This window comes from Pseudomonas sp. LjRoot277, from assembly GCF_964253845.1.
Classification (GTDB): domain Bacteria; phylum Pseudomonadota; class Gammaproteobacteria; order Pseudomonadales; family Pseudomonadaceae; genus Aquipseudomonas.
On sequence record NZ_CAXURI020000001.1, the window covers coordinates 6,237,137 to 6,259,058 of the forward strand.

22 protein-coding genes are annotated in these 21,922 nt (G+C 58.6%); 8 read left to right on the top strand and 14 right to left on the bottom strand.

What is annotated here, in order from left to right:
- Nucleotides 1–18: 18 nt before the first annotated feature.
- The 5 genes from miaA to ACSQ87_RS28960 are packed head-to-tail and all read right to left on the bottom strand — an operon-like array spanning nucleotide 19 to nucleotide 6,282.
- On the bottom strand, nucleotides 19–990 hold the full coding sequence (gene miaA, locus ACSQ87_RS28940) for a tRNA (adenosine(37)-N6)-dimethylallyltransferase MiaA (protein WP_436275125.1): 972 nt from the start codon (nucleotides 988–990) through the stop codon (nucleotides 19–21).
- A complete protein-coding gene (mutL, locus tag ACSQ87_RS28945) occupies nucleotides 990–2,900 on the bottom strand; it encodes a DNA mismatch repair endonuclease MutL (protein WP_436274890.1) in 1,911 nt (636 codons plus the stop codon). The genes miaA and mutL overlap by 1 nt, the downstream gene beginning before the upstream one ends.
- Nucleotides 2,897–4,324, bottom strand: a complete 1,428-nt coding sequence (locus ACSQ87_RS28950) for an N-acetylmuramoyl-L-alanine amidase (protein WP_317851620.1) — start codon at nucleotides 4,322–4,324, stop codon at nucleotides 2,897–2,899. The genes mutL and ACSQ87_RS28950 overlap by 4 nt, the downstream gene beginning before the upstream one ends.
- Nucleotides 4,325–4,795: a tRNA (adenosine(37)-N6)-threonylcarbamoyltransferase complex ATPase subunit type 1 TsaE gene (gene tsaE / locus ACSQ87_RS28955; RefSeq protein ID WP_046045717.1), complete on the bottom strand. Its 471-nt coding sequence runs from the start codon at nucleotides 4,793–4,795 to the stop codon at nucleotides 4,325–4,327. It lies immediately after the preceding gene.
- Entirely contained in the window at nucleotides 4,783–6,282 is a 1,500-nt protein-coding gene (locus ACSQ87_RS28960) for an NAD(P)H-hydrate dehydratase (RefSeq protein WP_436274891.1), read from the bottom strand. The genes tsaE and ACSQ87_RS28960 overlap by 13 nt, the downstream gene beginning before the upstream one ends.
- 63 nt (nucleotides 6,283–6,345) lie before the next feature.
- Here ACSQ87_RS28960 and queG point away from each other — a divergent pair, with 63 nt between their 5' ends.
- Nucleotides 6,346–7,434, top strand: a complete 1,089-nt coding sequence (gene queG / locus ACSQ87_RS28965; protein WP_223431783.1) for a tRNA epoxyqueuosine(34) reductase QueG — start codon at nucleotides 6,346–6,348, stop codon at nucleotides 7,432–7,434.
- Here the strand turns inward: queG and ACSQ87_RS28970 are convergent.
- The 3 genes from ACSQ87_RS28970 to orn form a co-directional block, all read right to left on the bottom strand.
- The gene (locus ACSQ87_RS28970; protein WP_436274892.1) at nucleotides 7,431–8,480 is read right to left on the bottom strand and encodes a Fic family protein; all 1,050 of its coding nucleotides are present in this window, start codon (nucleotides 8,478–8,480) and stop codon (nucleotides 7,431–7,433) included. The genes queG and ACSQ87_RS28970 overlap by 4 nt on opposite strands.
- 168 nt (nucleotides 8,481–8,648) lie before the next feature.
- Nucleotides 8,649–9,260 carry a trimeric intracellular cation channel family protein gene (locus ACSQ87_RS28975; protein WP_008153267.1) on the bottom strand — a complete coding sequence of 204 codons (612 nt, stop codon included), beginning with the start codon at nucleotides 9,258–9,260 and terminating at the stop codon, nucleotides 8,649–8,651.
- Nucleotides 9,261–9,439: 179 nt separating this feature from the next.
- The gene (gene orn / locus ACSQ87_RS28980; RefSeq protein ID WP_056746367.1) at nucleotides 9,440–9,982 is read right to left on the bottom strand and encodes an oligoribonuclease; all 543 of its coding nucleotides are present in this window, start codon (nucleotides 9,980–9,982) and stop codon (nucleotides 9,440–9,442) included.
- A 107-nt stretch (nucleotides 9,983–10,089) separates the two neighbouring features.
- Here orn and rsgA point away from each other — a divergent pair, with 107 nt between their 5' ends.
- From rsgA to ACSQ87_RS29000, 4 genes are all read left to right on the top strand, one after another.
- Nucleotides 10,090–11,121 carry a small ribosomal subunit biogenesis GTPase RsgA gene (gene rsgA / locus ACSQ87_RS28985; protein ID WP_436274893.1) on the top strand — a complete coding sequence of 344 codons (1,032 nt, stop codon included), beginning with the start codon at nucleotides 10,090–10,092 and terminating at the stop codon, nucleotides 11,119–11,121.
- A gap of 212 nt (nucleotides 11,122–11,333) precedes the next feature.
- Nucleotides 11,334–11,741: a TIR domain-containing protein gene (locus ACSQ87_RS28990; protein ID WP_123369060.1), complete on the top strand. Its 408-nt coding sequence runs from the start codon at nucleotides 11,334–11,336 to the stop codon at nucleotides 11,739–11,741.
- Nucleotides 11,742–11,744: 3 nt separating this feature from the next.
- Nucleotides 11,745–12,704: a caspase family protein gene (locus ACSQ87_RS28995; RefSeq protein ID WP_283182712.1), complete on the top strand. Its 960-nt coding sequence runs from the start codon at nucleotides 11,745–11,747 to the stop codon at nucleotides 12,702–12,704.
- Nucleotides 12,704–13,189 carry a toll/interleukin-1 receptor domain-containing protein gene (locus ACSQ87_RS29000; RefSeq protein ID WP_436274894.1) on the top strand — a complete coding sequence of 162 codons (486 nt, stop codon included), beginning with the start codon at nucleotides 12,704–12,706 and terminating at the stop codon, nucleotides 13,187–13,189. The genes ACSQ87_RS28995 and ACSQ87_RS29000 overlap by 1 nt, the downstream gene beginning before the upstream one ends.
- A 225-nt stretch (nucleotides 13,190–13,414) precedes the next feature.
- Here ACSQ87_RS29000 and ACSQ87_RS29005 read toward each other — a convergent pair whose 3' ends face one another.
- The 5 genes from ACSQ87_RS29005 to motA all read right to left on the bottom strand — a co-directional run bounded on the left by ACSQ87_RS29005 (nucleotide 13,415) and on the right by motA (nucleotide 17,992).
- Nucleotides 13,415–14,176 carry a hypothetical protein gene (locus ACSQ87_RS29005; RefSeq protein ID WP_436274895.1) on the bottom strand — a complete coding sequence of 254 codons (762 nt, stop codon included), beginning with the start codon at nucleotides 14,174–14,176 and terminating at the stop codon, nucleotides 13,415–13,417.
- Nucleotides 14,170–15,318, bottom strand: a complete 1,149-nt coding sequence (locus tag ACSQ87_RS29010) for a hypothetical protein (protein ID WP_436274896.1) — start codon at nucleotides 15,316–15,318, stop codon at nucleotides 14,170–14,172. Before ACSQ87_RS29010 ends, ACSQ87_RS29005 begins: the two co-directional genes overlap by 7 nt.
- Before the next feature lie 310 nt (nucleotides 15,319–15,628).
- Nucleotides 15,629–15,898, bottom strand: coding sequence for a hypothetical protein (locus ACSQ87_RS29015; RefSeq protein WP_436274897.1), 270 nt, complete (start codon nucleotides 15,896–15,898; stop codon nucleotides 15,629–15,631).
- 210 nt (nucleotides 15,899–16,108) lie between these two features.
- Nucleotides 16,109–17,137 (bottom strand): flagellar motor protein MotB, encoded by a 1,029-nt coding sequence (gene motB / locus ACSQ87_RS29020; RefSeq protein ID WP_436274898.1) that lies wholly within the window; start codon nucleotides 17,135–17,137, stop codon nucleotides 16,109–16,111.
- Nucleotides 17,138–17,140: 3 nt separating this feature from the next.
- Complete coding sequence (gene motA / locus ACSQ87_RS29025) at nucleotides 17,141–17,992, bottom strand: flagellar motor stator protein MotA (protein ID WP_223431791.1); 852 nt, start codon at nucleotides 17,990–17,992, stop codon at nucleotides 17,141–17,143.
- A 166-nt stretch (nucleotides 17,993–18,158) separates the two neighbouring features.
- Between motA and ACSQ87_RS29030 the strand changes: the two genes are divergently transcribed.
- Genes ACSQ87_RS29030 through asd form a run of 3 tightly spaced genes read left to right on the top strand, consistent with a single transcriptional unit; the run spans nucleotide 18,159 to nucleotide 21,434 of the window.
- The gene (locus ACSQ87_RS29030; protein WP_436274899.1) at nucleotides 18,159–19,697 is read left to right on the top strand and encodes an HDOD domain-containing protein; all 1,539 of its coding nucleotides are present in this window, start codon (nucleotides 18,159–18,161) and stop codon (nucleotides 19,695–19,697) included.
- Nucleotides 19,698–19,739: 42 nt separating this feature from the next.
- The gene (locus tag ACSQ87_RS29035; RefSeq protein WP_436274900.1) at nucleotides 19,740–20,555 is read left to right on the top strand and encodes a rhodanese-like domain-containing protein; all 816 of its coding nucleotides are present in this window, start codon (nucleotides 19,740–19,742) and stop codon (nucleotides 20,553–20,555) included.
- 18 nt (nucleotides 20,556–20,573) lie between these two features.
- Complete coding sequence (asd, locus tag ACSQ87_RS29040) at nucleotides 20,574–21,434, top strand: archaetidylserine decarboxylase (RefSeq protein ID WP_046045706.1); 861 nt, start codon at nucleotides 20,574–20,576, stop codon at nucleotides 21,432–21,434.
- Nucleotides 21,435–21,489: 55 nt separating this feature from the next.
- On the opposite strand, the gene ACSQ87_RS29045 is transcribed toward asd, so the two are convergent.
- A complete protein-coding gene (locus ACSQ87_RS29045) occupies nucleotides 21,490–21,891 on the bottom strand; it encodes a lectin OAA family protein (protein ID WP_042932429.1) in 402 nt (133 codons plus the stop codon).
- Between the last annotated feature and the right edge of the window lie 31 nt (nucleotides 21,892–21,922).

Here is a 21,922-nt window from a genome sequence, read left to right on the forward strand (position 1 = left end):
GACGGCAAATGCAAGGACTCAGCTCAATATGGAGATGGTCCCGAGGTATTTCAAGGCGCGCGGCAGATTGTCGCAATCGAGGCTGTCCAACCAGTGTAAATCAGCCCAACTGCGCAGCCAGGTGAACTGGCGCTTCGCCAATTGGCGCGTGGCAATGATTCCACGCTCCTGCATCTCGGCTTGCGTCAGCTTGCCATCCAGGTAGTCCCAGACTTGTCGATAGCCTACTGCACGTATAGACGGCAACCCGGCATGCAGGTCACTTCGCTTACGCAGGGCTACGACCTCGTCAATGAATCCCTGTTCCAACATATTCGTGAATCTTTGTTTAATGCGCTCGTGCAATACCTGGCGATTTGCCGGAGCAATGGCCAAGTTCGCGACAGTATAGGGCAATTGTTGCAGTCCCGAGGCGGCTGCTTCAGTACTTTGCGCAGATTGTCGCAACCTTAGTGCAGTCATGCTCTGACCACTGACGCGATAAACTTCCAGCGCTCGACTGAGTCGCTGCGGATCGTTCGGATGAATACGCGCCGCAGATTCCGGATCGATGACTGCCAATTGTTCGTGCAAGGCTTGCCAGCCAAGGCGTGCAGCTTCTTCTTCGATCTGTGCGCGGACGTCCGGGTCAGCCGCCGGCATGTCTGCCAGACCTTCAACCAAAGCCTTGTAATAGAGCATTGTGCCGCCCACCAGCAGCGGAATTTTGCCCCGCGCGGTGATCTCGGCCATGGCTTCGAGGGCATCACGGCGGAAGTCTGCAGCCGAATAGCTCTCTACCGGATCAAGAATATCGATCAAACGGTGTGGAAACTCAGCCAGAAGTTCTTTTGAAGGCTTGGCGGTGCCGATGTCCATGCCACGGTAGACCAGCGCCGAATCGACGCTGATCAACTCGCAAGGCAAGACTTTGGTGAGTTCGATGGCCAGGTCGGTCTTGCCGGCGGCGGTCGGCCCCATCAGGAAAATCGCAGGAGGGAGCTGGTTCATCAACGACCGCGCAAGAACAGTTTGTCCAGATCGTCCAGGCCCAGTTGGGTCCAGGTCGGTCGGCCATGGTTGCATTGACCGCTGCGTTCGGTGTTTTCCATGTCGCGCAGCAGACCGTTCATTTCCGGCAGGGCCAGACGCCGATTCGCCCGAATCGCGCCATGGCAGGCCATGGTGCCGAGCAATTCGTTCAGATGCGCCTGAATCCGGTCGCTGGTGCCGTATTCCATCAGATCCGCCAGTACATCACTGACCAATCGATTGGCTTCAGCTTGCTTGAGCAAGGCCGGAATCTGCCGAATGGCCAGGGATTCAGGGCCCAGACGCTGCAATTCAAAGCCCAGGCGCTGGAACCACGCGACGTGTTCTTCGGCGCAATCGGCTTCACGCTGACTGACCGCCAGGGACTCCGGCACCAGCAACGGCTGACCGCTCAGGCCTTCGCTGGCCATGGCGATTTTCAGGCGTTCGTACATGATCCGCTCATGGGCCGCGTGCATGTCCACCAGCACCAGCCCTTGGGCGTTTTCCGAAAGAATGTAAATGCCTTTGAGCTGCGCCAGTGCATAACCCAGCGGCGGAATATCGTCCTGTCCGGCCGGCAGCGCGACCGCGTTGGCTTCTGGCAGCGGCGCAAAGAACTCACGGTAGGCAGCCTGAGCTTCATTCGCAGGCACACCCGATTGAGGGCGCGGCGAGTACTGATATTGGTAACCGGCACCAGCGCCCGAGCCGGCCGGCGTATTGAACGACGGCTGGGCTTGAGGCTGTTCCAGCAAGGCATTGGCCGCCAGACGCATTTCGCCCTGCGGACCAAACTCGCCAGCATCTATGCCGGTGGGCCGAACGATGGCCGTCGCGACAGGCGCGGCCAAATGGTCTTCCGGCCGCACATCGCCCAAGGCGCGGTGCAGGGTGCCATAGAGGAAATCATGAACCATACGCCCGTCACGGAAGCGCACTTCGTGCTTGGTCGGGTGCACGTTGACGTCCACGCCTGCCGGATCGACTTCGAAAAACAGCACGAATGTCGGGTGCCGACCGTTGAACAGCACGTCGCGATAGGCCTGGCGCACCGCATGGGCCACCAGTTTGTCGCGTACCGCACGGCCGTTCACAAAGAAGTACTGCAAGTCTGCCTGGCTACGGTTGAACGTCGGCAAGCCGACCCAGCCCCACAAATGCAGGCCATTGCGCTCGATCTCGATCGGTAGCGCCTGCTCGAGGAAACCCGAACCGCAAATCGCCGCCACACGCCGGGCACGAGCCGCGTCGTCATGGGCTTCGTGCAGGCTGAGGATGGTCTTGCCGTTGTGGCGCAGATGGAACGCCACGTCGAAGCGCGCCAACGCCAGACGCTTGATCACTTCTTGCAGGTGATCGAATTCGGTTTTTTCGGTTTTGAGAAACTTGCGTCGCGCCGGGGTGTTGAAGAACAGGTCGCGCACTTCCACCGATGTGCCCACCGGATGGGCCGCGGGCTGCACGCGAGGCGCCATGTCCCGGCCTTCGGTCTCGACCTGCCAGGCCTGATCGGCATCTTTAGTGCGAGAGGTTAGGGTCAGACGCGCCACGGAGCTGATCGAGGCAAGTGCTTCACCGCGAAACCCGAGGCTCATGACCTGCTCGAGGTCTTCCAGGTTGCGAATCTTGCTGGTGGCGTGACGCGCCAGGGCCAGCGGCAGGTCATCGGCAGAAATGCCGCTGCCATCGTCGCGCACCCGCAGCAGCTTGACACCGCCCTGCTCCACATCGACATCGATACGCTTGGCGCCGGAGTCGAGGCTGTTTTCCAGCAGCTCCTTGATCACCGAGGCCGGGCGCTCAACCACCTCACCGGCGGCAATCTGGTTCGCCAGTCGCGGGCTGAGCAGCTCGATGCGAGCCGTATTGGTCAGCACCTGGTTCATTCTTTGGCCGCCAGTTCAGTGCCGGGGATGGTCAAGTGCTGACCGATCTTGAGCTCATCACTCGACAGGTTGTTGGCGCTGCGCAGCGTGGCCGGAGACACCTGATATCGCACGGCAATCATAGCCAGCGTCTCGCCGGGGCTCACCCGATGGTCACGAGGACCTTGTGCGATCCCGCCAGAATCACGCAGCCAGGCAATGTAGGTGCCCGGCGGCGGATTCTGCTGGAAGAACTGACGCACGCCGCTGCTGATCGAGCGCGCCAGCGCCTGCTGGTGATTCGCTGCGGCAAGCTTGGAAGCTTCGTTGGCGTTGGAGATAAACCCGGTTTCCACCAGGATCGATGGAATATCCGGCGACTTCAGTACCATGAACCCGGCCTGTTCCACACGTTGCTTGTGCAGCGGCGTGACGCGGCCGATGTTGCTCAGGACCTTCTGGCCGACGTTCAGGCTGGAGGTCAGCGACGCGGTCATCGACAGGTCGAGCAGCACGCCCGCCAGCATGCGGTCCTTGTCGTCGAGGCTGACGTTGCCGGCACCGCCGATCAAGTCGGAACGGTTTTCGCTGTCGGCCAGCCAACGGGCCGTTTCCGAGGTAGCGCCACGATCAGACAGGGCGAACACCGAGGCACCGAAGGCTGCGGCCGAAGGCGCGGCGTCGGCGTGAATCGAAACGAACAGGTCGGCGCCCTTCTTGCGGGCGATTTCGGTACGGCCGCGCAATGGAATGAAGTAGTCGCCGGTGCGGGTCAGTTCGGCACGGAAGCCTTTCATGCCGTTGACCTGACGCTGCAGTTCGCGGGCGATGGCCAGTACCACGTCTTTTTCACGCTGACCGCGAGAGCCCGAGGCACCCGGGTCTTCGCCGCCGTGACCGGCATCAATGACCACAATGATGTCGCGCTTGCCGGCCGGGGCTGGCGGCAGCTTCACTGCAGGCTCCACCGGAGTGACCGGCACCGGAGCGACCGTCGCGACGTTGGTCGGCGCAGGAATTGGCGCGGCGTCGGCCGCGTTATCGAACAAGTCGACCACCAGGCGATTGCCGTACTGGGCGTTTGGCGCCAGGGTAAAACTTTTCGGCGTCACGGCTTTTTTCAGGTCGATGACCACTCGCAGGTCGGTCGGCGTACGTTGAGCCGAGCGCATGGCGGTGATCGGCGTGTTCGAGGTGTTGACGTTCAGCGGCGCACCAAGGGTCGCGCCATTGATGTCGATGACCAGCCGATCCGGGGCGGACAGGGTAAAGACGCTGTGCTGGACAGGACCGGTCAGGTCGAACACCAGTCGTGTGTTGTCCGGAGCCCGCCACAGGCGAACGCTATTGACCTTCGTCTCGGCCACAGCGTCGACGGTCACCGCCAAAAACAACAATCCTACGGCAGCTACCATCGCGCGAAAGCGCATACCTGACCCCATCATTTAATTGGTTTCCAATGCCAAAGCGGCACACCACGACTCGCCACGCGAGCCCTGGGACAAAATTTTCAGCGAACGCCCGCCATCTTGCGGGCTAATGGTAATGGTCAGGTCGGGCTTTGGCAAAAAGCCTGCACCCTTTTCGGGCCACTCGATCAGGCACAACGCGTCGTCTTCGAAGTAGTCGCGGATGCCGAGGTACTCCAGCTCTTCAGGATCGACCAGGCGATAGAGGTCGAAATGGAAGGCCCGGATGTCGCCAATCTCGTAGGGTTCGACCAAGGTGAAGGTCGGACTTTTTACCGCGCCCACATGCCCCAAGCCACGGATGATGCCCCGGGACAGCGTGGTTTTCCCCGCGCCCAGATCCCCCTCGAGAAAAATCAGACCGTGCCCCTCAGTGGTTTGTGCGATGCGTGCGCCAAATGCGGTCATCGCCTCTTCATCAGCCAGGTACAGGGTTACTTCAGACACGGTGCTTGCTCCTCCAACAACTGACGAATGGCTGGAATCAGATCACTGGCCGCCAGCCCACGGCCCGATTTACCTTCTTGCGCGCCAGCATTGGCATGCAGCCAAACGGCCAGGCAGGCGGCGTCGAACGCCTCCATGCCTTGAGCCAGCAACGCGCCGATCAGACCGGCCAGCACATCACCCAAACCGGCGGTGGCCATGGCCGGATGCCCCTGATGACACAACGCCAGGCGCCCATCGGGGCTGGCGATCAGGCTGCCGGCGCCTTTCAGCACCACGACAGCTGTATATTTTTTACTCAGTGCGTGAGCCGCCGCAGGACGATCAGCCTGCACTTCGGCAGTGCTCATCCCCAACAAGCGCGCCGCTTCGCCCGGATGCGGAGTGATCACACAATTCTTGGGCAAGCTCACGTGCGCCGTGGCCAGCAGATTCAATGCGTCGGCGTCCCAGACTTGCGGCAGCGGCGCGTTGGCAGCCGCCGACAAAAGGCTGCGCCCCCAGGAAGCCTGACCTAAGCCTGGGCCAACAACCAGCACGGAAACCTTTTGCAGCAGTTCCATCAGTTGATTGGCCGACGAAGTGCCCAGCACCATGGCTTCGGGAATTCTCGCCAGCGCGGCCGGAACATGCTCACTGCGCGTCGCCACGGACACCATGCCCGCACCGCTACGCAGCGCACTTTGCGCGCTTAGCAGGATGGCTCCGCCAAAGCCGCGATCACCGCCGATCAGCAGGACGTGGCCAAATTTGCCTTTATGGGAGGTTGGAGCCCGGCCCGCCAGACGCGGCAAGGAACTGGCCGTCAGGCGACGTGCACTGATGGCAACTCCATTAAACGACTCGGGGGAGGCTTGCAGATCGTTGAACACCAACTCGCCGACCCTGTCTGCAGCATCGCCGGTGAACAGACCCAGTTTCAGGCCGATGAACGTCACCGTCAGGTCAGCCCGCACCGCAGCACCGAGTATTCGGCCGGTATCAGCGCACAACCCGGAAGGGATATCCACTGCCGCAACCGGCAGCCCGCAGCCATTGATCGCCGCAATGACGCCCGCGTAGGGTTCTCGCACCTCTCCCGTCAGACCGGTGCCAAGCAAGGCATCCAGCACAATACCGCGCAACTCGGACTGTGCGCTCCAGGCTTGAACCGCGACACCTTCGGACACGGCCTCGGCTTGGGCCAATGCCGCGTCACCCTGTAAACGCTTGGGATCACCGGCCGCCAGCACCCGCACATGCCAGCCGGCACGTCTGGCCAGCACGGCCACCAGATAACCGTCACCGGCGTTATTGCCGTGGCCGGCCACAACACTCAATTCGTTCGCCGTCGGCCAATGACGGACCAGCGCACGCCAGGTCGCCCGCGCCGCGCGCTGCATCAATTCGAAGCCCGGTGTGCCGGCCGCGATCAGGCTCGCATCGAGTGCTCGCACTTGCGCGGCGCTATACAGCACGTCGGGTAAATCATCTTTAGTGTGCAGCATGCGTCTTCGGGCTCCGATGTCTGGCAGAATTATACGCACCTCAGCTCCGGTTTCTCTCGCCTCATGCCCGCAATTACCACAGACCTGCCCGCCCTCGCCCAATCCATCAAGGATTGGGGCCGCGAGCTGGGCTTTCAGCAAGTCGGCATCAGCGGCCTCGACCTGGCCGAGCATGAGCAGCACCTGGAGCGCTGGCTTGCGGCCGGCTATCACGGCGAAATGGACTACATGGGCGCCCACGGCAGCAAACGCTCACACCCGGAAGAGCTGGTGCCCGGCACGCTTCGGGTGGTTTCCCTACGCATGGACTACCTGCCGGGCGACACCGAAATGGCCAAACGTCTGGCACAACCGGAAAAAGCCTACGTCTCGCGTTATGCCTTGGGCCGCGATTACCACAAATTGATCCGTAAACGCGTGCAACAACTGGCCGATAAAATTCAGGCCGAGATCGGCCCGTTTGGTTTCCGTGCCTTCGTCGACAGCGCGCCGGTGCTGGAAAAAGCCATCGCGGAACAGGCCGGTCTTGGATGGATCGGCAAAAATACCCTGGTCTTGAATCGCAAGGCTGGCAGTTATTTCTTTCTCAGCGAACTGTTTGTCGACCTGCCGCTGCCGGTTGACCCGCCACACAGCACCGAACATTGCGGCCGTTGCACCGCATGCCTCGACATCTGCCCGACCAACGCCTTCGTCGGTCCTTATGTACTCGACGCCCGACGCTGCATTTCCTACCTGACCATCGAACTGAAAAGCGCGATCCCGGAAGATTTGCGACCACTGATTGGCAATCGGGTGTTCGGTTGCGATGACTGCCAGATCGTCTGCCCGTGGAACCGCTTCGCACGCCCCACTGGAGAAAGCGATTTCAAGCCACGACACAATCTGGACAACGCGGAGCTGGCAGAGCTGTTCATGTGGGATGAGGAGAAGTTTCTCAGCAACACCGAAGGTTCGCCGTTACGCCGAGCGGGTTACGAGCGCTGGCTGCGAAACCTGGCGGTAGGGCTGGGGAACGCGCCGTCGAGCATTCCTGTGCTGGAAGCGTTGAAGGCCCGCAGGGATTACCCGTCGGAGTTGGTGCGTGAGCATGTGGAGTGGGCGCTGAAGCAACATGAGCTGCGCGCTGGCAGCCATGGAACGAGCCCTTAGCGATGCAAGTTTATCCACTTGGCACTTCGCCCCTTCCCAGTTGATTCAATTAACCCTTCAGCTTTCAATGAACGCAAAACCATACGCACGGTGTCACGACTCACGCCAGGGCAAGCCTCTTCAAGCTCAGTAATCGAAAACGGTAGGGTGCGCTTCAATGCCTCAACTCGAACTCGATCGCTTTTGCCTCCATGGCGCTTATCGATCTTACCGACACGCTCCTCAAACTCCTTGTAAGCGCGAAGTAGCGCGCCCCAGAAATAGTTGAGCCATGGCTGAACATCGTGCCTGCCTTCATGCCAACCTTGAGAGCTGACCTCAAGTGTTTCGTAATAGCTTTCCTTTGAGTCCTCGAAGATCCGTTCAAGGCTGATAAAACGGCCTACGCGATAATCAAACTGGTAAAGCAACAACAAAGTAAGCAGGCGAGCTACACGCCCGTTGCCATCTGAGAAAGGGTGTATGCAGAGAAAGTCGAGAATACTCAGCGGGACCAATACGAGCGGGTCTGCCAGATTCTGATCCAGTGCTCTGCGGTACTGCGTGACCATATCGACCATTGCAATGGGTGTCAGATGTGCAGCTACCGGTTGAAAGCGAACACGCGAGCTGCCATCCAGATGGCGCTCGATGATGTCATTGTTCGTTGCTTTCCACTCCCCGCCATCCTGCGGTAGATAGCGATAAAGCATGCCGTGCAACTGCCGAATGACGCCCTCGGAGAATGGCATCCCCTCTGCCGCTTCATGGATAAGAGAAAGCGCATCGCGGTAACCCGCAATTTCTTGCTCGGAGCGACTTTTCGGGTCGGCATTTTTGATAATCAACGACTTCAAACGACTTGGCGATACAACCACCCCCTCCAATCGGTTCGATGACTCTGCGGACTCGATGACTGCAAGCTGCTTCAGGTCCTGAAGAATTTCTGGGGATTGGGAAACGAACAATTGTTGCTTGCCACGATACTCACCGAGAGCCCGCAACGTCGCGACCTGCAATCCGTTGTAGCGAAGTGTTGAGAGAAATTCGGGAGTGAGTGACCGCATATATGTTTTACCTGCCAAACAGGGTAATTCAAGCACTAAACAGGGTAATTCAATAACGCACCACCCCATTTATGGACTTTTTACCCTATTTTCACTGAAGAGCCTAAGCGACTTCCTCGACAGGATATTTCGAACACACACTTATCCGACCATGCCACCCCGCTGAAATCAGGCTTCGTCGTTGTAAACGAATTTCGGCATTTCCCAGTGAAAACGGATTGCCAATAACCGCAACAGGAAGCCGCCAAACAAGGTGATGAGAATCGCCTGTTCGCCGGGCAATTGCAGGTAAATGCAGAGCATGTAACACCACGCCGCAGCAAACGAGACGCTGGCGTAGAGTTCGCGGCGGAAGATCAGCGGGATGTCGTTGCAGAAGATGTCGCGCAGGATGCCGCCGAAAACCCCGGTGATTACGCCACTGACCGAAGCCACCAGCATGCCGTGGCCCATTTCCAGCGCGGTCATGCAGCCGATCAGGGTGAACGCCACCAGGCCCACGGCGTCGAGCACCAGAAACAGCGAGCGCAGATGGCGCATCCAGCGTGCAGCGAAGACCGTGAACATCGCCGCCACTGAGGTCAGCACCAGGTATTCCGGATGTTTGACCCACGTCAGCGGGTAGTGGCCGAGCAGCACGTCACGCACCGAACCCCCACCCAAAGCCGTGACGCAAGCAATCAGCACCACGCCAAACCAGTCCATCCCGCGACGACCGGCAGACAGGGCACCGGTCATGGCTTCGGCGGTAATGGCGATCAGGTAAAGCATCAGCAACATGGCGGCGGTCCTTGCAGGAAGGCGCGCAGTCTAGCCATTTAGTCGCGGCACCAAAAGAGGGCGAGACCGACACAATCCCATGCAGGAGCTGCCGCAAGCTGCGATCTTTTGATCTTAAAAAATCAAAGTCAAAAGATCGCAGCCTGCGGCAGCTCCTACACAGGGACCGTAGCCCGCAGTCAGAACTTGATGAAATGCTTGCGGTAGTGCTGCAGCTCGGCGATCGATTCGCGAATGTCGTCCAGGGCCAGGTGAGTGCTGCCCTTTTTGAAGCTGTCGCGCACGTCCGGCGCCCAGCGTGCGGCCAACTCTTTAAGGGTCGAGACGTCGAGGTTGCGGTAGTGGAAGAAGCTTTCCAGGGATTTCATGTGGGTATAAAGGAAGCGACGATCCTGGCAGATGCTGTTGCCGCAGATCGGCGACTTGCCCTTCGGCACCCATTGTTCCAGGAAGGCGATGGTCTCGGCTTCGGCTTCGGCCATGCTGATACGGCTGTCGCGAACGCGCTGAGTCAGCCCGGAGCCGCCGTGTTGACGGGTGTTCCACTCGTCCATGCCGGCGAGAATTTCGTCGCTGTGATGGATGGCGATCACCGGACCTTCGGCCAAGGTGTTCAGGTCACTGTCAGTGACGATGGTGGCCATTTCGATGATGACGTCGGTATCAGGGTTCAGACCGGTCATTTCCAGGTCGATCCAGATCAGATTCTGCGGGTTTTGCATGTGTCGGCTCCTAGGCAATGCTGCGCAGTTTAGCCTAGGCAGCCGGCCGGGCGTGCTAAACTCGCGGCCGTTTTACCTAATCGCTGCATTCTTGATACGGAACACCCATGGCCAAACGCCAACTCAATCGTCGTCAAAACTGGCGCATCGAAAAGATTCAGGGCGAACGCGCTGCCCGCGCCGCCAAACGCGAGTCCTCGGCTGTCGAGGCACTTGAGGGTGGCGATCTGGGTCCGGAACAAACGGGCCTGGTGATCGCGCACTTCGGTGTGCAGGTCGAAGTCGAAGCCCTCGATGGCGATTTGGCCGGCCAGGTGTTCCGCTGTCACTTGCGCGCCAACCTGCCGGCGCTGGTGACCGGCGATCAGGTGGTCTGGCGTGCCGGCAACCAGGGCATCGGTGTGATCGTGGCGCAACTGCCGCGCAAAACCGAACTCTGCCGTCCGGACAGCCGTGGTCAGCTCAAACCAGTAGCGGCCAACGTCGACATGATCGTCATCGTCTTCGCGCCACTGCCCGAGCCTCACGCCAACTTGATCGACCGCTATCTGGTCGCTGCTGAGCACGCTGGGATTCGTCCGCTGCTGTTGCTCAACAAGTTCGACCTGATCGACGAGCAGAACGCCCCGGCGTTGAATGTCTTGCTGGCGGTTTACCGCACGCTGGGTTACCCGGTGCTGGAAGTCTCGGCGCACCACGGCAACGGCATGGAGCAACTTCAAAAACAATTGGACGGGCGCATCAGCGTGTTCGTCGGCCAGTCCGGCGTCGGCAAGTCGTCGCTGGTCAACAGCCTGTTGCCTGAAGTCGAAGCCCGTGTCGGCCCGTTGTCCGAGTTGTCCGGCCAGGGCACTCACACCACCACCACCGCGCGGTTGTTCCACTTCCCCGGTGGCGGTGAGTTGATCGACTCCCCGGGTATCCGCGAATTCGGCCTGGGCCACGTCAGCCGTGCCGACGTTGAAGCCGGCTTCATCGAGTTCAACGACCTGATCGGCACCTGCCGCTTCCGCGACTGCAAGCACGACCGCGAGCCGGGTTGCGCCCTGCTCAAGGCGCTGGAAGAAGGCCGCGTACAGCAGCAACGGATGAACAGCTATCGTTCGATCATCGCCAGCCTGCCCGAAACCAGCTACTAAACAGACGCGCCCGCTGCCTCGACACTGACGGGGCGGCGCGCCGCTTGTAGCATCCTACAAATATCCTCACCACTTAAACGTCAGAAACTTCTGTAAGGCTCCTTCACGCCTGCTTGTAGGGGAATTCTCTTTATCCGTGCGGGTCTTGTTGCGACCACTCAAGTGCATACATTCGAGCCCTCTTCGCATTTTGGCGATACCGAGGGATACCCATGCAAACCTATCATTTGTTCATCAGCCATTCGTGGAACTACCCCCACGCCCACGACAACCTCGTGCGGCTGCTCAACGCTAAACCCGGCTTCACGTTCAAAAATTTTTCGGTGCCGCCGGACAACCCGATCATCGGCGCGAAAACCGACAAACAGCTGGAAGAAGCCATCGAAAACAAAATCCGGCCCTGCTCGGCAGTGCTGATCATGGCGGGGATGTATTCGACCTACAGCAAGTGGATCAACAAGGAAATCGAGATCGCCAGGCGTATGGGCAAGGTGATCATTGCGGTGAAGCCGTTTGGTGCGGAGCGGATTTCTACCGTGGTGCGCCGGGCAGCACACGCGGAGTGTGCGTGGAACACCAACAGCATCATCAGTGCCATTCGTACTCACGCGGCGGGTTGAACCATGCGCAAGGGATTGTTCATCGGCATTAATAACTACAGCCATGTTTCGCAATTGAGTGGCTGCAACAACGACGCGATGGCCATGGCTTCGGTGCTGAAAACCGACGCCAATGGCGATCCGAATTTCAAGAACCTGGTCCTGACCTCCGCCGAAGATTATCTGAGCCGTGAAAAGCTCGAAGGGCATATCCAGGAATTGTTTTCAGGCGATTGCAGCGTTGCACTGCTGTACTTCGCCGGTCACGGCAACTTCGACGTCGATACGGACGAAGGCATGCTGATCCCCCAGGACTACAAATCCGCCAAGGATGGAATTCGCATCAGCGACATCCTGAACTGGGCGACCAAAGCCGTAAAAATCAAAAACAAAGTAATTATTCTTGACTGCTGCCAGGCGGGCTCGGCGGGTGAAGTCCGGGCGCTACGCAGCGAAAGCAGCATGGTGTGCGAAGGCATGACCATCCTCACCGCTTGCAAAAAGGAAGAGCCGGCGATGGAAGGCGCCAACCATGGCGTCTTCACTGGGCTGTTGCTGCAAGCATTGCACGGCGGCGCCGCGAACATATTGGGAAAGATTACCCCCGGCAGCCTCTATTCATTTGTCGACAACGCTCTCGACGCATGGGAACAGCGCCCGGTGTTCAAGACCAATGTGTCGCAGTTCATTTCATTGCGAGAAGTCTCGCCGCTGATCCCCAAAGAGATTCTGCGCAAACTGCCCGACTGGTTCGCCGAAGCCGAATCAATGTTCGCGCTCGACCCCAGCTACGAACCTACTGAAGCCACGTTCGACCCAGAGCACGGTGAAGTCTTCTCCCAACTGCAAAAATGCAATCGCCACAGCCTGATCGAACCGGTGGACGCCGAACACATGTACTACGCCGCCATCCACTCCACCGGCTGCCGCCTTACCGCCCTCGGCGCCTATTACCGAGAACTCGCGATCAAGGGACACTTCTGATGCCAGTATTCATCAGCTACCGCCATAGCGATCGGCCCCACGCCATCGCCATCAACACCCGTCTTATTCAAGCCAACATCAAGACCTACTTCGACGTGCTGGATCCGGAATCACAAACCACTGACGACATCACCGGGGTCATCACCCGCAACATCACGGCGTGCACGCATCTGATAGCGGTAGTCTCGGACAAGACCGCGCTGTCGTGGTGGGTGCCGTTCGAAATCGGTGAAGCGACCATCAGTAACCGACGGATTTGTTCATTCAAGACAGAACCGGCGGAACTGCCGCTCTACCTCGATAAATGGCCAAAGCTCAGCACCGACAAGGATCTGGAGTTTTTCATTGATGCCTACCGAGAAGAAGTGGCGACCAAGCGTTCGATGACGCTGGATTCAATCAACGAATCCCTTTACGGCACCTACAGACGCAATGCCGAGCTGTTCCACGACCAGCTCAAGAACCGCATCCGACGCGGTTTCTGACAGGCGCAAAAAAGCCGCGATGATCGCGGCTTTTTTTGGTCTGTCGCGTCCTGAATAAGGTTTACACCTTCTGACTTCATATCAGGCAGGTGATGCTGTTGAGCAGTAACCGCCCGGCCAACACACCTTACGTCCCGAAACCTGCGTTACAGAGCCCTATTAATGGCCACATAACAGAATTTACGCACGCTATCAGCGCTAGTGATACCGTGCAAAAAACACGAATTAATTGAGGCTGAAGGCTTCTTGAATGGTCTTGATCAAGCGATCGCCATCCACTCCTTTGTAACCTTGAGGGTTAGACGCAAGCTCAGCGGGCACTTGGTTGAGAAATGACATCAAATCGAGAGCCATTCGTTCAGGAAGCTTAGTCATTCCTTCTGTAAGACCGACAGAAAGTAAGATCACATCTCTGAAGTGTTTATTGATATCACGACTATCCACTCGTACGCCGTTCTCGATTTGCGCCTTCTTGTTAAGCCAGGCATGGGCTTTGAGCGGAACGAGTCTGTCGGCCCCTATGTGACTGATTTCTTGGGTGTGGTCGACGCCGGCCAGGAGAAAGTTGTAATACTCATCATCAAGGATGATCGCAGAAAGGCTTGCAGCTTGCTCTTCTACGGGGATTCTGGTCATTCGGGTCGCCTCTTCGTGCTTCAGGCCATCTGGGACACGAGAAAAAAGCTCGATCTGAACTGGAAAGGATTTGTCCTCAGGATTCTGGAAACGATAGAAAACAGGGGAGCCCCCTTCACCGTCTCCATTTTGACGAATGTCATATCCGCCGTCCTTGATGAACTTCCAGAACTGCCCTACGAACTCACGATTGAGGGCCTCAACGACCAGTACGACATCCAGATCCTTGGTGGCTCGAAATGGCTCATCCAGAAGCTCCATGGTAATGGATGCTGCCACCCCGCCAATCAGAACGTAGCTGCCCTGGTAGTCTTTGAAATACTCTCTAAACCGGTCGATACCCACTACCATTTCACGTTCTCCATCATTTCATCCAAACACATTTGCACCCGGTCATCATGCTCATCCTTGAGACTCAGGTAGAGAGAAAATGGGTCTACAGTCCCAGTGGCTGTGTTGCTATGCAGAGGGTCATAACTCCAAAACTGGATGCAGCACGCTGCATGGTTTTGCGGCACCTCATAAAAAGGGGATGTGGTCTCAAATTTCGATTTGGCCGTCTTTGAGCCCCAAAAACCGAACTCTTCCCCATATGCAGTATCCATCTTCCAGCGGTGATCGGACTGAGCGAGCTCTCGAATGTGATCGAACTGCGCAGTCGTCATTGCAAAGCCAGGTACTTTTGGGCTGGCGAGAAGGCTCACCTCTGCCAGAGCCGCCTCACCCGCCAGCAGCATTGGGGTGTCATACGCCTCAGGAATTGCATTTAACCAAAGCGTTTTTTTGACCGGCGTACGCATGTAGTTTTTCGCCATTTCCCAAGTCTCTTTAGGAGACAAGTGAAAAAAGATCGCGGCTTCACCCATTTCCTTTCCAGGCTGAACGATGTCCAGGTCGGTCAGCTCTTTGATGGCTCTGGTGACGGTCATTTTCGCGTAGGTAAAGGATTTCTCGAACGTAGAGCGAGTGGTCAGTAACTGGGACTGCCATCCTTTGATCAAGAATTGAATAAGCATGGATTGAGTGGCGGGGCTCAGTACCTGAGGTTTTTCCAGGCGCTGCCTGTAGTACTCACGCAAATCCATTCCAAACGCGGGAAGATAAAGCTGGTTTCCTGGCACGATGAATTGGACGCCTTTCTCGACCAGTCGCTTTCTGTCATAGCTCGGGAGCGTGTCTGTGACGAAGATCATGAGGTCGCCGGTTTCGGGCGACTTCTTCGCCAGCAGGTTGTTGATTGCCTGCATATGCTTGGCGATATCAGCAACGCTAGCTTCCCGCTGTGGACGTTCCTTCAGGATGAGGCACTTGGCGCCCAAGATTTCCGTGACAAAAAACTCGTATCGGTCACGCAGCGCGTACGGAAGGACTTTGACGCGCTCCCACGGTTTTAAGCGCAGCTTCAGGCCAAGCACGCTCTCTACATAGACCTTGAGCTCGATCAGGTCACGCCTCTCATCGAGGTCGTGGTCGTAGCTGGTAAAGTCAACCATGGTCATTCTTCCGTATCACGATTTCATCACGATATCAGAGGGTCTGATAGCGTGCAAAAATCCTGATATTCTTTCGTGAATTTTGATGCGGATCCCTGCGACGCGAGATAAAAGATAAGGGCCGAGAAGCGAGTGACGGTCACGGTAAGAATGGCAGGTAACTGCCATTCTTACCGTGACCAGATTTTTGCGGCAGCTACGCAGATCAACGTCGGAACGCCCGCCCTGAAGCTCGCTCGCCACAAGGCAGGCATGACCCAAGAGCGAGCTTAAGTGAACTGCATTGCGCGACGATCGCGGCTTCTGGTCTTCAGTGTGCGGCTTTTTCCAGCTTCCAACCCAGCGCATCCAAGGCATCACAGCCGTCCTGGATCAACATGTGTGCAGCGTTGGCGAAATGCTCCAGGTCATGACCCTCGGCTTCTTTGACGCAAAGGCAGGTGACACTGTTGAGCAGATTACGCGCGGCTTTGAGTCGGTGGACGGCGGTTTCAAGAAGATCGGAAGCGCGGGCTTCGGTGTCGATGTACAGCGTCGGGCCGACGCTGAAGTTGCCTTGGAGCGGGTGGTACTTAGCCATGGGTCAAAACTCCGGATAATTTCGAAAGATTTCATCTGTGGTTCGACCGGCTAAGATCGGTCACCGCGCTGGCAGCAACGGCGGAACTATAGTCAGATGCTTGTACGACTGAGAACCCCGGCATGCAATTTCAGATCGTTCCTACAGCCGCCACCAACGTACAAACGACAGGCACAAAAAAGCCGACATCGCTGTCGGCTTTTTTGCGGGTCACTGCTTCGGCGGTTCCGCCGGCTTCGGCGCCGGGTTGTCGAACAGGTTCAAACGCTCGCGAAGCTCATGCGCCGGCAACGGTTCTTTATCCGCCGGCAACGCATTCGGGTCGGCTGGCGTGACGGGCACTTCGCCCGGGCCGCCCTGCCCTTGCGCCGGCTCTGGAGCCGGTTCCGTACCTTGCGAACCTTCGATGGCACGCTGGGCTTTCTTGGTCAGTACCACGATGTCGATACGGCGGTTGACCGGATTGAACGGGTGCTCGCGATCGAACAGTGCTGACGAGGCATAACCGACGACACGCGCCACCTGCGCATCCGGATAGCTGCCGGCAACCAGCGCACGACGTGCCGCGTTGGCACGGTTGGCCGAGAGCTCCCAGTTACCAAAGTCACCGGTGCCCGTGTACGGCTTGGCATCGGTGTGGCCGCTGATGCTGATCTTGTTCGGCACCGCTTTAATGGTGTCGGCCATGGCCAGCAGGATGTCTTCGAAGTACGGCTTCAGACGAGCACTGCCGGAGTCGAACATCGGCCGGTTTTCGGCGTCCACGATCTGGATGCGCAAACCGTCCGGCGTGATTTCGAAACTGATCTGGTCTTTGAATTTCTTCAGCTGCGGGTTCTCTTCAACCTTGGTCTGCAGTTCTTGCAGCAACAACTCGAGACGTTCCTTCTCGACCTGCTCGGCCATGCCTTCAACCTGCTCGGCATCGATGGTCACCTTGTCGGGCTGCGGCTGAGATTTCACCTCGGGGTTGAGGGTGTTCTCCGGCGCCAGGGTCGGTGTGCCGCCCAGGTCGATGATGTACGGCGTGCCGCTTTCGGAAAAGCCGACCGGGTCCTTGAAGTAACCGGCGATGGCGATCTTCTGTTCAGGCGTTGCGGTGGACAGCAGCCACAGCACCAGGAAGAACGCCATCATCGCCGTCGCGAAGTCCGCGAAGGCGATTTTCCAGGCGCCCCCGTGATGCCCACCGGCGATGCGCTTGACGCGCTTGATGATTATCGGCTGGTTATTTTCCATGACTTAACGACCGCGAACCGCTTGTTCCAGCTCAGCGAAGCTAGGACGGTGCGCCGGGTACAGAACCTTACGGCCGAACTCTACCGCCAGCGATGGCGGCATGCCGGAAGCGGAAGCCACCAGCGAGGCCTTGATGGCTTCGTAGACGTTGAGTTCTTCCTTGGCATCGTGGGCCAGGGAATGGGCCAGCGGACCGAAGAAACCGTACGCCGCGAGAATACCGAAGAAGGTACCGACCAGCGCCGCACCCACGTGCAGGCCGATGGATTTCTGATCGCCTTCACCCAGGGAAGCCATGGTCACCACAATACCGAGTACCGCCGCGACGATACCGAAACCGGGCATGGCGTCGGCAATACCGTTCACCGCATGGGACGGATGCTCGAGGTCTTCCTTGAGGCTGTAAAGCTCCATGTCGAACAGGCCTTCAAGCTCATGGGGAGCCATGTTGCCGGAGGACATGATGCGCAGGTAATCGCAGATGAATGCAGTCATGCGTTCGTCTTTGAGCACAGCCGGGTACTTGGCGAAAATCGGGCTCGCAGCGGCATCTTCAATGTCGCCTTCGATCGCCATCATGCCTTCGCGGCGGCTCTTGTTGAGGATCTCGTAGATCAGGCCCAGCACTTCCAGATAGAACGTGTGGTTGAAACGCGAACTGAACATGCCCAAGGATTTCTTGAGCACGTGCAGGGTCATGTAACCGGGGTTGGCCTGCAGAAATGCACCGAGTGCCGCACCACCAATAATCATCACCTCGAAGGGCTGAATCAGGGCGGCAATTTTGCCGTGGGAGAGCACGTATCCGCCGAGCACGCTCGCGAATACGACGATGATGCCGATAATTTTAGCCATAGGTAGGAGAGCACTTACTGAGTCGGGTTCAAGGTCATATTCGGAAGTTAAAAAATCTCTTCTTCTACTTATCGGCAAAACTGCGCCAGACTATAGCCAGTTCAGGCGAAAAGCCAATTTGGCCCGCTCCGGGCATAGGTAATGCAGACGATGATCGCGTCCAACCATGGCTAACGAAACGAACGTTCCAACTCCAAAACCAACCACTCTCGAAGGCTGGGTAAAGCTTCTCGATGGCGTGCGCTTGCCCGTTCCGCAAGCCAGTCATGACCGTGTCTGCAAGGCCATCGCCAACAGTCGCAGCTCCCTGCGCGATATCGCCGAACTGATACAGGACAGCCCCGCGCTGGCGCTGAGCGTGATTCGCGAAGCCAATCGTCACACCCATGGCAGCATGACCGAGCCTGCGGAAAACCTTGAGGTGGCGATCAATCGCCTCGGTTTGAAGCGCACCGAAGAACTGCTCGCCCGCCTGCCCGCCGAACCTCAGTTAGAAATTCCGATCGCCCTGCGTCAGCTGCAACTGATCAGCCAGCACGCGACCCAACAGGCCAACGGTTTTTTCGCCAGTCGCCTGGCGCGGCTGTGGCAAGACATCCATTGGGGCAGCCTGCTGTTTCTCTCGCCGCTCTGGCCGATGGCGTTGACCCATCCGCAGTTGCTCGAAGAGTGGGAGCTGCGGGTCATCCATAAAGGCGAGTCGGCGCGCAAAGTCGAAAAGCAGTTGTTCGGCGTACGCCTACTGGATATCTGCCTGGCGCTCGTGGACATCTGGCGCCTGCCGATCTGGGTGCAGCAGGGTTATCGGCTGCTGCTCAACGAGCAGCGTGAGCTGGTGAAAGTCCTGCGCATCGCGCGCGACAGCGATCATCCATTGCGCCAGCAGAACCGCCTCGATGACGATCCGACCCTGCGCCGCTGGCTCAATCAACCGGCCAATACGGTGCTGCTGGCCAACGGTCTGGCGCTGTCGGCGCAACAGGCCTGGGACAGTCCGCACAGCGAACGCTGGCAGTATCTGACCAGCCTTTACCTGCAAATGCCGATGGACGAAGTGCAGCAGCAGTTGCACCAACAGGCCGCCAACAGCGCCCGTCATCATGCGATGCCAGACCTTTGGCACCCGGCCGTTTCACTGATCTGGCCGTGGGGCATGAACCGCGTGCACGCAGGCTTGCTGCCGGCCCCGGCACCGACTGCCGAAGACCTGGCGAAATGGCGCAGACAATGTGCAGAGTTGCTGGTCGAGCCGAGTCGCTTCACCAATGCCATGCACTTGACCACGTCTGCCCGGGACGCTTTGGTTGCGTGCGGCATGCGTCGGGTGATGATCCTGATGGCCGACCGCACCCATGACAATCTGCGAGTGCACCAGACGGCCGGACTGCCAAAAGAAGTGGCCGGTCTGAACTTCGTCGTCAGCCAGAGCACCGTGCTGCAACGCCTGCTCTCGCAGCAGGCCCAGGTACGCCTGACGCCGGCCAACAACGCGCAATTTTCGGCCCTGTTACCGGCCAGCCTGCGCTCACAGTTCGGCGGCGAACACTTGCTGTTGCGCTCACTGGTCAATAATGGTCGGGTGATCATGATTGTGGTGGCGGATCAGGGCGGCGGGCCGTTCTCGGAAATCACCGTGCAAGCCTTCGGCAAAACCGCGCAGTGCATCGAGAAAGCCCTGCACAGCTTTAGTCACCGCGGCCAATGACGCTGCTATACAATCCTCCCCTTTGTGTTCTGGAGACCTCACATGTCTGAATTCTCTGGCTTGCCGCTGGTCATCGAGCCGAGCGACTTGCTCGCCCGTCTCGACTCCCGCGAACTGATTCTGGTGGACCTGACCAGCAGCGCCCGCTATGCCGAAGGGCATATCCCCGGTGCGCGTTTTGTCGATCCGAAACGCACGCAACTCGGTCAGGCGCCTGCGCCGGGCCTGATGCCGTCGCAAGCGGCACTCGAAACGTTGTTCGGTGAGCTGGGACACAACCCCGATGCGGTCTACGTGGTCTATGACGACGAAGGCGGCGGTTGGGCCGGGCGCTTTATCTGGCTACTGGATGTCATCGGCCACAGCAAGTACCACTATGTCGACGGCGGCCTGAAAGCCTGGCTGGCAGAAGGTTTGCCCATGTCGATCCAGATCCCGGCAGCGGTCGGCGGCCCGGTTGCGTTGACCTTGCACGACGAACCCACTGCCACCCGCGAGTACCTGCAAAGCCGTCTAGGTGCCGCCGACCTGGCGATCTGGGACGCACGTGGGCCTCTGGAGTACTCCGGCGAGAAAGTCCTGGCGGCCAAGGCCGGGCACATTCCCGGCGCGGTCAATTTCGAATGGACCGCGGGCATGGATCAGACGCGCAACCTGCGCATCCGCACCGACATGCCGCAGATCCTGGAAAAACTCGGGATCAGCAAAGACAAAGAAGTGATTACCCACTGCCAGACTCACCATCGTTCTGGCTTCACCTATCTGGTGGCCAAATCCCTCGGTTATCCGCGGGTCAAAGGCTACGCCGGTTCCTGGGGCGAATGGGGCAACCACCCCGATACGCCCGTAGAGATTTAAGGTTTTTAAGGACAGTTAATGAATAAGCGTTTGTTTATCCTCAGCCAATACCTGCTGCCCCATCACCTGCTGTCGCGACTGGCCGGCTGCATTGCCGAATGCCGCGTGCGCTGGTTCAAAAACGCGTTTACCGCGTGGTTCGCCAAGCGTTATCAGGTGGACATGTCGCAGGCGCTGGTCGAAGACCTGACGGCCTACGAGCATTTCAATGCGTTCTTCACTCGCGCCTTGAAGGACGGCGCTCGCCCGCTGGACGAGACGCCAGGCGCGATTCTCAGCCCGGCCGACGGCGCGGTCAGCCAACTTGGCCCGATCGAACACGGTCGCGTGTTCCAGGCCAAGGGCCACAGCTTCAGCGTGCTGGAATTGCTGGGCGGCGACGCTGCCAACGCAGCGCCGTTCATGGGCGGTGATTTCGCGACTATTTATCTGTCGCCGAAGGACTACCACCGCGTACACATGCCGCTGGCCGGCACCCTGCGCGAGATGGTCTACATCCCGGGCCGGATCTTCTCGGTCAACCAGACCACCGCTGAAAACGTTCCGGAACTGTTCGCCCGCAACGAGCGTGTGGCGTGCATTTTCGACACCGAGCGCGGGCCGATGGCCGTGGTGCTGGTGGGTGCAATGATCGTTGCGTCGATCGAAACCGTTTGGGCCGGGTTGGTCACGCCGCCGAAACGCGAGCTGAAAACCTTCCGCTACGACGAAGCTGCCCGTGCGCCGATCCATTTGGAGAAAGGTGCAGAACTCGGTCGGTTCAAACTGGGTTCGACCGCTGTCGTGCTGTTCGGGCCTGATCAAGTGAAGTGGGCTGAAGAACTGGCGGCCGGTTCGCCGGTGCAGATGGGCCAGGGCATGGGTCTGGCAAAAGCCTGATCCCTGATCCGACCCCGCGAACGTCTTCGCGGGGTCGGACATTTCGGTGGTGCCGTTACTCTATCTGTCCACGGAAGCCGATCGGCCCTTCGTTGGCGTAGGTATTGGTGCCACTGAGGTTTTTCCCTCCATCGCTGGAGGTCACGCTCAACGCCACAACGTTCTGATTATCCCGACCTCCGATGACCCATTTGCCACCCGGATGCCACGGGGCATCGTTGCCGCCCCATTGATTTTCAACGTTGTACTGGTTCTGGCCCGTGCGTTGAGCCTTGAAACCAATGGGACCTTCACCCGCATACGTCATGGTGCCGGTGAAACTCTTCCCGCCATCGCCCGATTTGATCTCGATCGCGACAACGTTCTGGTTGTCCCGCGCGCCTAGCGTCCAGTCTCCGCCCGGATGCCAGGGTGCCGAACTACCGCCCCATTGATTTGCCACTACATATCTAGACATAAACTTCATCTCCTTGAAGTTACAAAGAGAC